Genomic DNA, 12719 nt, shown 5'->3' with positions numbered 1-12719 from the left:
ACGATTTTTCAGCACGACGGAACGGCGTAGCCTTGTTTAGTCCACCGGCATAGCCGGTGGCTTACCTGTTGGAGTTACTCATCCGGACCCAAACGACGCCCTTGAATTCTTTGTTGTTCATGATTACTGGACATACCGCAAGGAGGAAAAGCGCTTCGAGAAGAAATATAGCGCAGACGGGTCAAGTTATTGTTATCAGGATTAGGAATACATACGGTACGTGTAGCAAGAGCAGGAGGGCAACTGGTGACACGCGAATCTGTATTAATTACAAAGACGCTAACACCATTTTCACAAATCGCCTGCGTTCTTTGCTCATTGCGTCGACACTCCTGCGCAGTGATTGCACAATTTTCATCAACAATGAGGCCGGCATGGGCATGGGCAGTAGCTGACATAACAGAGATAAACAGCAGTGACATGAAAGATTGCTTGCGTGGTGAACCATTATTCTCCATGAATCTCTCCTAAAATAGTTAGTTAATATACAAACGGATAAAGCAGCAATTATACCAGTTATTTGTCATCGACTAATTTCCATTTTCCAAAAAGCGGTTTATGGTCACTGACTCTATGTGATCTTTTACTCCAATCTTGCCAACCATTTATTCCGGCTTGCACCAAATCTACAATTTCATCTGTAAACTGATCTGCAGAAAACTGGGTAGCCTCCTTTTCCCTTTGTTGCAACACTGAAACCAGTTTTTCAGAAAATGGTGTCGTTGCAAATTTTGTTTGATTACGAAAACTATTTTTTTCATCAATTTGTAAAAACGGCAACGAAGCACTCACTGAATAAATTCCTGTTTTCATGCTTTCATCAGAATTTGATCTTTTCAATATTGAAGCCAAATCACCTGGCGTACAGGCATCAGTAATAATTATTACCATATTATTTTTTATAAATTCACCTAGAGCCCCAACTATATCCTCTTTTGAAATAAGATTCTTCAAAACGATTAGATGTTCTTCTTCACCTTTCTTAGTAGTTTGTGTTTCTGGGCCTTGATCATCGTTTCGTCCACCGACCAGACGATCCCGATTGTCTGGATGCACATTTGTTTGGAAAGATTCAGGAAATATTGAATCATTCCGAATGGTCTGGTCGGAATGGAACAAACGATTATCAAGACCTGTTTCTGTGCCTGAATCAGTTTTTTTTACTTTGCTACTGTCTGCTTTTTTCTCACTGGTTTTGCAATCGTTACTACTTGTACATTTGTTTATAGCAGCGTCCTGGCTAACCCAATAGCCTCTATTTTCAAACAGCAAACCGTGTCCAGTAAAATAAACTAACAACTTTATCCCTTCCTCTCCTTGTTTTTCTTTTGCAAATTGTTTCAATGCACCTAAAATACTGTCACGGTTAGCACTTGCAGCTTGGTTAGGAGCTGTAACCGATTGAAAGCTCATAGAGGTAAGCTGTTTCTCAATCAGCTTAGCATTATTATTCAATGGTCCCAAATCACTCCATAACCTAACTATATCTGATCCACCACCAGCATCTGATCCACTACCAGTGTCTGATCCGCCATAATTCACACCAACTGCGTAAACAAAGTTACAATTACTGCCTGTACATTTCGATAGCGAATCTTTGGAAGAATTACCCTGAGCACCATCTGAAGTTGTTGAGTTTTTATTGTCATTGATTGTAATTTTTGCTATGTTTTTCATAGCGTTATAGAGCACAGGATTTTCTGAAGTATCAAGCACCCAGTCCGAAGTAGAGGTTTTTTCAGGAATAAAATCTTTAGATGTTCGAGCAAGAAGGTTATAGTAAGGTCCAGGCTCGGTGGAAGAACGACCAGAACCTCCAACCGGATAACCATTAAATGTAATTAAACCGTTATGTGGACTTGGGAATGCATAGATGATGTCTGCAGCAACTTTTGCATTGCTGGGAGACCTGAATATTTTTACGGCTTTCATGCTGTTGCCAGTCAATGTCCCACTGGCAGCGCTAAGATAGGTATTCCAGAAGTCCAACTCACCAAAAAGCCTACCACCATTTATTTTTGTATAGACAGCATCATAGGAAGCATTTGCATCTACAGTACCATTTGGCACTCCTGCCAAAAGATAGATTTCAAGTTTATCAAAAACTCCACCACTATTTGTATTGTTTGCACTTATCTTGTTAAATTCAATATCGCCTCCATTAGTTATTATTGCAAACTCTTGCTTTTCAGAAACCTTACCAGAATTTAGACAACCATGCCCAATAAAGCATGTATATCTTGAAGTATCATCTGGCGGAGGGTTTTCATAATTGAATGGCGATCTCAGATAGACTGAAGCACCATTGGTAGTAATTCGATTGGCATGAGAGATAATATCGCCTGAAGCTTGCAAATCAATTTTGCCACTTTCATTTGTACCTGTAGATGAAATGATACCAGCACTATTAATCTGCAAAGTTCCACCAGTCACATTAATTGTCAACCCACCAACAGTAAGCGGACCATCGATTATCAAATTTGAATCCTGCTTAATATCCAGTACTGAGTTAATAGATATACTACCGATAGTCAACTCCTTGCCATTATTACTTATTAGAAACTTTCCATTATTATAAGCCTCACTAAACAATAGTTTACTGACAGAGGTTGGCAAATAACGAGTAGCAGTTCCAATACCAGTCATTGCGTTCAGATCAGCACTATTTGCAGTTATAGCAGTTGGACCTCCGATTGTGGAATCAATGCTGCCATCCGGAGCAAACAAAGAGACCACAGAATTGGCAGCGATAGCACTGCTAGCAACAATAGCGCCATCACTATCAAAGAGAATATCGCCCAATTCAGCCATCAGAGAGACAACTCCCTGGGAAGTGATTGAACCAACTTTTAAGGTACCATTATTGTTTGTAATCGTAACAGGACCAGTTCCGTTTTGCGTTCCTTGAATTTTGACAGAGTCGGCATTGGTGAGAGTAACACCATTACTATTATTGGTAAAAACAAGCGAAGAGACATCCGTGCGCAAACCTGTGCCAGTGCCTATTCCTCCAGCTTCTAGAATAGCATTGGCAGCCGTAATATTTGTGATACTGATATTATTGCTCGTGAGTGCGCCACTGATCTTCAATTTTATATCCGCACTGGCAGTAACACTCTCCAATGCCAAATCCTGATTATTCTGAATATTGATGCTGCCACTGTTTACTGAAGCCGTCAGAGTATTGATCTTACTAATGAATGCTCTTTCGCCACCACCAACCGTACCAATTCCAGACTCTGCACGCAAGATTGCTGAATCGGATGTGAGATATGGACCTGCTCCGGTACCAGCCAATAAGGAGCCTTGTTCACTTGTCAACGTTGTTAAACCACCTCCAGCAATGGATTCAACGGTCAAATCACCAACTGAAGTACTAATGACTATCTGACCTACTCCTCCGTTGCTAGCGGTAACTTTCATAGCTTTCTGGTTGTTCAAGAAAATTTCACCATTGCTATTTGTCAATGTTAAATCATTTACCAAGGTTTGCAGCGGATTATCTACTGCACCCATTCCATTTATGGCTGTCAGAGTAGCCGAATTTGCATCGATATGGATATTGCCTTCCAGACCCAACAAACTGCCGTTGTTGACAGTGATAGATACACTATTCGAGGGTGCGGCAATCTTGTCAATTATTATATTACCCGCATCATTGGTAGTTCTCAAACTGATGCTATTGCCAGTGCCTCCCTGGGTGGCATTTACTGTAAATTCTCCACTGTTAATAATGGATACATTGCCATTGTCATTGCTAAAGGTAAGATTTCCCGTTTCCGTATTCAGGGTTGTAGAGTTGCCAATCCCAGAAGTAGTGGTCAGATAGATAAATGGGGCTTGCAACATATTGCTGGCTGCGTGACCATTGATGCTTGTTGCTGCCAACTTGACAATATTTCCAGCTCTCCCAGTACTAAGCTTAAGGTTGCCACTGTTAGTGAGATAGAGATCTTGACCAGATGAAAAAGCAAGCTGACTGATATTAGTTATAATGTTGTTATTCTCCTCTCCAATTGAGCCGACTGGAGCTTGCAGATCAAGTGTGTTACTGATGACATGTGTTTGATTAGCAACTCCCAGCAAATTTCCATCCACTGCTTGCAGTGTGACCGCACTGGTACTGGCTAGCATATCGTTCAGCAACAGATCACCAGACTGGGTTGCAATTGTTACTGTATTGCCTGCTCCTGTCCCCTGATGTTTACCACTCAGAGTCAAAGGAGCGGTGCCAGGATTGGTATTACTGATATTTACAACACCGTTAGATGTATTGGTAAAATCCAAAAAAGAGAGCGATGTTGTGAGCTCTTGTCCTGCAGTTCCGATACCTGATTGTGCAGTCAAAACAGCAGAATTGGCTTTCAGGTGGGTCTGTGCACCATTGCCCGTCATACTTCCCTGCGCAACGTTCAGAGTAATCGTATCGTTCACCTCAATAGTGTTGATACTCAGATCACCGCTATTCACCTGCAAACTCACATTGCCACTGCCACTTATTTTGCCTTGACTGAGCAGTACAGATCCTGAATTGGTGATTGCAACATCATTTTGATCATTATTAAAGGCAAGTGTACTCACCGATGTCTTGAGGTGAGTGGCTGTTGTGCCCATACCGTTGCCAGCAGTCAAAGTGGCACTATTGGCATCTATGTGGCTTATAGAGGCTGGATCTCCTGACAAGGTTCCAGCCGTCTGCAAATTAACAAAATTATTGGTAGCGGCAATACTCGTTACAAGCAAATTACCGGGAGTGGCTCCTGAAAAAGCACTACTCACTGCCAGATTGATGCTATTGCCACTGCCATTTTGAGTGCCGCCTACACTTAAATTGCCGGCATTGTTAATCCAGACATCCCCTTGATCGTTGGTAAAACGTAAAGTGCCTAGCACTGTTTGCAAAGGAGTATCGCTGCTGCCAATGCCACTGCCAGCAGTCAAAGTGGCACTATTGGCCTCTATGTGGGTCAAAGAGTTCTGATCTCCTGACAAGGTACCAGCCGCAGTCAAGGTTATATTTCCCAAATTGGCTTGATCAGCAGAGGTGATGGATTGAATGATCATATGGCCAGGATCTCCAGCATCACCACTGACAGTTTGCAAAGAGAGGCTACTCGCTCCGCTATAACTGCCCTTAATATTGACTGTGCCACTATTTTTTATCCAGACATTACCAGCCGTGGTGGTAAAATCAAGGTTGTTCACCTTGGTGAACAGCTCTTGGGAGCTCGATCCGATATTGTTTGCCGCTTTTAAAATCAGAGTATCGGCTACAAGGCAATCTGCTGTACAACTGCCATCTCTCAGAATCTGTCCCGCATTGGCAGTCAGAGTGACAGTAGCGCTACTGCCATCGGTTGCTTTTATCGAATTTATTTTGATGTTGCCATTTGTCTGCTCTAACGAAATCGTGCTGGCGTTGCTATATTGACTCAAACCAATAGCCAACTCCCCAGGAGTAGCCGAACTGTTACGGATATCCACATTTCCCGTAGAGTTAAAGGAGAGGCTATTGAGTTGCGTAAGCAATGCGGCATCCGTACCAATGCCACTACCGGCTTGTAAATCTGCGCTATTGGCAGCCAGGTGATAGGAGAGACCACTTGATAAGGCATTCCCTTTAATGCTGTCACCAGCAACCAATTTGACAGAGCTGTTGCTTGCCGTAATCGAATCTATAGACAAATCGTTATTACTGGCAATCTCAATCGATCCGCTCCCTGTGTAGCTGCTGTCATTGACAATAAGTGCTTGAATATTACTGATGCGCACATCTCCACTGCCACTATTGGCAAAAGAGAGAGAATTGACAGCAGTATAGATTGGTGTGCTACTGGTGGAGTTGCCAATGCCCGTTTTACTGGTCATGGTTAAAGATGCAGCCGTGATATGGGGATTGGTGGTGTTTGCGACATCTATCATGCCATTGCTGGCAAGCAAAGTGACTGCATGATTGCCTACATGAATAGAGCCATTATCGGAAAAAAGAATATTTCCAGATGTGCTCGTAAAATGAAGATTATCATCAAGAATAATCTTGTCTCTAATATATATATTATTACCTGCTGAGGCAGTCAGCGAAACAGCGTTGGGGAGAGTAAAAGATGTATTAAAATGGATTTCGTTAGTGGCTTCCAGAGATACATTTGAGGTTACACTGCTCAAATCTGATGGGGTAATGGTAGTGTCTGGTGCCCAATCAAGAATATCAATATATATATTTGCTGGATCAAGCAGAAGAGTTCCCCATTTTCCTTTTGGGGCGGAAGCATCAACCTGGCCCTTGAAACGCAATTTATCTTTACCAGAGAGCTCAACAAACCCGCCATCCCCGGATTGTCTGCCGCCACGAACAGAAACGGCTCCACGAAAATCGGTAGCGTTGTCTGACCAGACTATGACTTCGCCACCATTGCCATTTTGTACCGCATCGGCGTTGATCGAAGCTCCTTTTTCCACCACAGTATGGGTCGCATTGCGCACAGCCGGATTGGCCCCTTGCCGGTCGCCACCAATTTTGACTGTACCGCCGCCTGCATCTCCGGCAGCGTTCACCCGTGCTGTAGCACCCAATTGCACATTTGCCCCGGTAATCTCAACACTGCCCCCCTTTTCACCACTGCCCACTCCAGAAACATCCACCGATCCGGAAAGCTCGCTCTTGCCGGCACCGGAATGCAAAATCACTCTGCCATTGCGTACCGAAACCGCCTGCGCTTCTATTCTCCCCCCCATGCTGACCACCGAGTTCATGACCGCCTCTTTGGCGTCGGCACTCATCAATACCGTGCCCCCGTTAGCCTGCAAGGTGCCGTTGTTGATCGCTTGCAACGCCTTGCCCATGCGAGTGCTGGTGGGAACAGTATAACCCAGCCTATTGTTGCCATCAAAATGGACACTCAGAGCATCACTGGCCACCAATGCCACTTGCCCAAGATGCGCCTGGATGGTGCCACTGTTTTCTACCTGGGGCGCAGACAAAATGACCGAACCACCTTGGGTGACATTGATGACACCCTTGTTGGTCACTTTACCCTCGCCAGAATCATTGGCAGAGGAAAAACTCATCCGACCTGCCTCAAAATCCTCCTTGCTCAACCAGTGACTGGTCGCAACCAATGAACCAAGATCAATGCGCGCACTCTCCTGAAAAACTATCCCATTGGGATTGATCAGAACCATATGCCCATTGCTACGCCATACACCACCAATATCAGAAAATTCTTTACCAGTAACCCGATTGACTGCAACTGCACTGGCAGAAGGTTGATTAAAAATAACCTGTTCACCAGGTTTGATGCCAAAGCTGCGCCAATCCAACATCAAGCGGTTACTGACTTGCGACACATTCATGGTAGATGTGGTTTGCGTGATTGCCGCCTGACCGCTGACCACATTACCGCCTGTGGGTAAGGCATAGGCACTGGGAGAATTGGCAAGAGTGCAACCAAAACCCAGCAAAATGGCATGCAGACGTAACAAATTGAGCCTAGTTGCTCGCGGCTGAATGTGTGCTGCCTGGCACAATTGCAGATCATTGCTTTTCCTCATTGCCCACCCTCCAGTCAATAGAGTTCCTCAATGTGTCCATTTGGGGCTCCTTACAGCCATCCTCCATAAGGAGATTGACAACACCTAAGCCCCAGAAACTCTTGAACACGCACAGAATATAACAGATACTCTTGGGAAGAGGTTTTTCCCACAACATGATTAAAAATTCAAATCAGCATCCTCTGGCTGAGCCTTGCTGGTTAAGAATATTCTTCCTTCCAATGGATTGACATTGGCGACATCAATATCTGCACTTTATCAATTACTAGGAAGATTGAATTGAAATACTATACTACCTCGTAACACAGGTTTATTATTATTAGCAAATGACAAAGTATTGCCAAAAGGAGCTGCCATAGAGGCATCAATAGAGATTTGCTGCAAGCCAGCTTTATTATTTTTCCTCATTTTAGTATCCATTAATAAAAGCAGACGCACTCCAACTCCTCCATCAAACAACTCACCAAAATCATCTCCAATAGCACGGCTATATGAATCATCCTTGCGCACTTGTGCATATTCCAAAAAAGCATATGGAGAAATTTCCAAATCACGAAAAATATTTTTTCTACCAGCAATCGGATCAAAATAATTAAAGAACTTACACAATAAACCGTCTGATGCGATTCTTTCATCGATAAGACAAGCATCTAAAAATTTCCAGCCAATCTCTGCGCGCGCACCATACCCATTATCACCAGAAACTTTTGAAATATCATATGATGTACCAAAACGTCTACCACCATAACTGACCTCTTCAACAGATGGTAGAATGCTATTACTGTATTGATAATCAAATTCACCTGAAATAAAGAAACGATCTGTATATTCAGCAATCAACAATTTATCAAACAACCACGATAAAAATGGTGAGTTAGTATCTTCACTTCTCTTTTTTCTAAACTCTCTAACACCCTTCAAGTGAGTTCTCACTTGAAAGAAATTTGCATTGGCATCCTGACGTGTAGCATAAGGATCGCCATTTTCATTATTAAAACCGAGAAAATCTATCCCTTTGGAAAAGTTAAGAGAAAAATTGACATCCTCAAAACCTGGACGAATACCTTCACTCCCTGACTCACCAGTTTCCAAATACTCCCTATAATATTCATAACGCGGTGAAATATTAAACTTTGAAACTCTGTCATGGTTGACTTTTTTTAGAAACATCTCACTTCTGGTTTCTGCCAGCGTCACACTCGCTTCCAAACTTCGCTTCAAGTAGCGGTCAATGTAACTCTCTTTACCTACAGCCAGATCGACTGACCATCCAGTTTTATATGTATCATATTTTTTCAGATCATATCCTAAATATCCTTTATCAAATTTGTAGCTGCCACGTGTATACCAACCGCTTTCCAGCGTAAAATCACCTAACTGCAATGGTGAAAGCAAGTAGCGATAATCAAGTTGCAAATATTTGAACTCAACAGCATCCTTGGCCTGAACATAGAGAATAGATAAATCATCACCAGGTTTATAAAAAGGGTGAGCCGCCAGTTTCCCCCACATCAACCACGGACCCATATATTTATTGCCATAATTATCCGTACCAACAGTTGCTTCATAATGTTGTGTTTCTGGTATTAACAACAGATTCGATGCCCCTGGCTGCTCGCTTTCACCAGCATTTTGCAGTCTTGCCCCCACATCCATACCAGGCAACTGCCCTAATTGGGTCAAATGCTGATCTATCGCATGTTGAGTAATTGGCTTACCTTGTAGTACTGGCCGCACCATGTCACAAAGCGACGAGGCAACCTTAGTGCCACCTTTACCTTCTGATTCCTGCTTGCAATTATAAGGCAATAGAGCTTTATGCGCTTCCTTTATCTCGGATGATCCTATTAAATCACCAATTTCATTTATTAATGATTCGTAATTGTCAGAAACCAAAGAAATAAATTCATTATGCTTGTTATTATTGAACAACTCAGAAGCTTTTCTATAAATTATAATTTCACTTTCAGAACAAGGCATGACGCCATTATAACAATAATTTATTTTTTTCGTAATTGCATTATGCAAACCAGGGATGACACCTCTATTTTTTTTCAAATGTTTCTCTATACGATTACGAGTTAACTTGATGTTAGAATGTCTGTATAAATTTACATATTGATTTATAGAATTAAGCGTATCCTTGCTAATGTATTGCTGCAACTCTCTCATATAATCTATTTTTTTGTTCTTGTAAATATCAATTTTGTTCTTGCACTTAGCAATTTTGTCTTTTAAATCATCGCATATCTCCGAATCATAATGCTCATTATCATCATATGGCAATAAACACAAAAACAACTTTTTCATTAGCTTATTTGCACATTCTTGAATATATTTTTTTGCCTCATCGCCAAGAGAATCGCACATCCTGTCTGAATTTACACTTAAATCAGCATTGATTTGATAGTCACTTGAAATAACAGAATCTATCTGATTGAATCGATAATAATTCTTTAACTTGTTAGTTATGCCAAGATCAGCAAGCACGCACGCTGCCTCTTGTGGCACTGATATTTTCTTATTATCTATATAGTCATTTTCTGGAAGAATCTCACTTTTTTTGTCGTTGCCAGTAAAACTATTACTTATTTTTTCAACAAATGTCTCAATCTTGGCCTCAGTTTGAATGCCTACATTGCCTATGATCCCGTGAATAATATCAATTTTGAACATTTCAGGCACTTCTCCGCAAAGAGCGTTTGGCTCTTCTGTCGGTTGCCCTTTTTCATTCAGGTTTAGACCGCACACACTCTGTTCTGGTAAATAGGCGCGCGAAAGAAAATAGTTATTTTCTTTATGCTCGATAAAAAATATCTTTTCTAATAATCCTGATTTTTTGGGATCGATGCGCAAAAGATCAGTCAAATGGTTCACTATCCGACTGATACTCCACAACGAGACCCAATGACTCTCGCCATTCTGAAATTTTATCTGCAAACGCCCATGCTCATCACTGACATCTGCCGAAAATTCTTTGTTGATTTTATTATTTTTTTCAAGATTTTGACAGCGATCTACCTTGACATTACTGTTTGCGTTGCTTTTGTGTGTCTGCGCAACAGCATCTTCGCCCACCTGCGTTTGATCTAATTCCTCACTACTCTTATTTTCTACAGGTGCGGACTGAGGATCATCTTTCTTTCTCTCCTCAGCCTGCCAAAATTTTTCCTGGAACAACTGAACTATATTCTGTTTTGTGATTCGAAAATTTTCATATTCTTGCCACTCAATACTAAAACCAGCAAATTTGATACAAGTGTTTGCCAAGATTGGACTCTGCACCGCCTGGGCATCACGCGGTATAAAAAACAGATAACCATTCTTATCCTTTTTGCCTACACTCTCCCGATAATCAAACATCCCGGTACCAGGAAGAGCAGACTTGTCCAATTGCATGGCAGGATTGGCGGCTTCTGCCTGATCTGAATGGATAGATGACAACACACTGCTGCACATAAGCAGCACACAAACCAACCACCGCTTGCCTGCATGCCCACACTTCAGCATACTCTCCCTGTCAATAACTGTCATTTCCTACCTCCAACACTGGACAACGACACCTCTTTTCACTCTCAGCAAATTGGCAAATGCGAATCGCCGGTATCTCACCCCTTAAGGTTCGTATGACTACCGCTTCACTGCACAGCAAATTCTGTCGCCGATACTCCCCTGTAATCGCTGCTGCTATCTTATGCAGTTTCACTATCGAAAGTGATAAATCATCTTTGCTGCGCGTAGTGATCTCTTTGATATACTCCGATTTTTTTGTTTGCAAAACATCGGACGTCACATCCTCAGCTTCCAGCCAATTGATATCCGCAACCTGCAACTGCTCCTTGATGATGCGAAAATATCCCTTGTCTGCTCGAAACTCTTTACAAGCATCATTGGCAATAGACTCATTTTCCTCATTCAGCAGAGCTTGGCAGAATTGCGGTACACAATCCTCAGGTTTGCCAAAACAGGAACTGCCCTTGCGCAAATAGAGACGCAGCGGTGCTTGAAATGACTCCTTGTTCCCCACTGTATTAGGCACACCGCGTCCGGGAGGAATGCTGTTATCTTCATTCATCTGCCTTTTGCTCTGCTCCCTCTTGACTGCCTCCACCAGGGTGCGTATGGGATAAGGACACTGCTTGTCCTGCCGACCGTGACATTTTCCCTCCTTTTTTGCCCGCGCAAGCACATCCGCTAAAACCTCTTTATGCCTCTTCTGCTCGGTTGAACAGCCTACATGAACGCTCCAGATCTTGCCGTTGCTCCCATTCCTCTCCACTATAAAAGGATTATAGGGAATTTTGTTTTTGCTGGTTGCCAGACCCTGCAGACGCCCCGCATACGAACAAACCTCTTGAAGATTGGACTGCCTCTCCCGGTTGTCCTGCTCTTTCCACGTCGCCACAATCGTTGAATAAAAAAAATCTCCCTCCTTGGCCGCAGCCATATCAGGACAATGCCAACCCATACTTTGCCCAGCAGGCATACACACCCACCTCTCCTCGGCAACTGCCAAGGCAAGATTCATGTATACCCATAGGAATGCAATAAAAGTTACTCTACTCAAGGGAGTTCGCCCCTGTGCCAGGCATTAATCATTATTGTTCAATCGGTAGTGCTAAATTCTCAAATTCATCAATATTTGCTTGATTTTGATCGATTAAGCTCGATACTTGATCTAACTAATCGAAAATATTATCAAATACATTTTTCCAATTCAAGCACAAAATGCTAGCGGATAATCTCTTTTTTGTCAATTATATCTTAAGATTGATGCTATGTTCAGGATCCCAACTGTAATTGGTACAATTCTTAACAAAATCATACAAATAATTGCTGACTCACCCTTCGCTGACATGAATATTTTTGAAATGTTTTTTGTAACATATTGAAAATAATGTGTAATTTTATTGATCAAAAAGCGGATGATTTTTACAGAAAAACATTGAGCAAGCTGCGCGCCGTGACAACCTCTTGCCGTAAACATCTGTAAATGATGGAATTATTTTGCATTTTACCATACAGGTTGATATAATAAAAATTTTCAATAAGCACATTTTAACTCTGTCGATTAATTTTATTTATCTAGTTAGGGTCTCCTCAAAAAGCCCCTACCGCAATTGATCTTCTACCCTGAGATGGGTACGACCTATCGGCGGTTTTTGCCA

The 12719-nt window shown here is 42.2% G+C and carries 4 protein-coding genes; all 4 read right to left on the bottom strand.

Annotation, left to right across the window (positions count from 1 at the left end):
- Positions 1-74: 74 nt before the first annotated feature.
- Positions 75-458, bottom strand: coding sequence for a hypothetical protein (locus tag EJP87_RS08855; protein WP_130471505.1), 384 nt, complete (start codon positions 456-458; stop codon positions 75-77).
- Positions 459-516: 58 nt separating this feature from the next.
- On the bottom strand, positions 517-7551 hold the full coding sequence (locus tag EJP87_RS08850; protein WP_130471504.1) for a two-partner secretion domain-containing protein: 7035 nt from the start codon (positions 7549-7551) through the stop codon (positions 517-519).
- A gap of 258 nt (positions 7552-7809) precedes the next feature.
- Positions 7810-11085, bottom strand: a complete 3276-nt coding sequence (locus tag EJP87_RS08845) for a ShlB/FhaC/HecB family protein (RefSeq protein WP_130471503.1) — start codon at positions 11083-11085, stop codon at positions 7810-7812.
- Positions 11072-12037 (bottom strand): hypothetical protein, encoded by a 966-nt coding sequence (locus tag EJP87_RS08840; protein WP_130471502.1) that lies wholly within the window; start codon positions 12035-12037, stop codon positions 11072-11074. Before EJP87_RS08840 ends, EJP87_RS08845 begins: the two co-directional genes overlap by 14 nt.
- Between the last annotated feature and the right edge of the window lie 682 nt (positions 12038-12719).

Origin of the sequence: Candidatus Magnetaquicoccus inordinatus, assembly GCF_004217665.1 — a bacterium.
Taxonomy (GTDB): Bacteria; Pseudomonadota; Magnetococcia; order Magnetococcales; family Magnetaquicoccaceae; genus Magnetaquicoccus; species Magnetaquicoccus inordinatus.
Note: the sequence above shows the minus strand (reverse complement) of the source record. Positions and strands in the feature narration are given on the sequence as shown.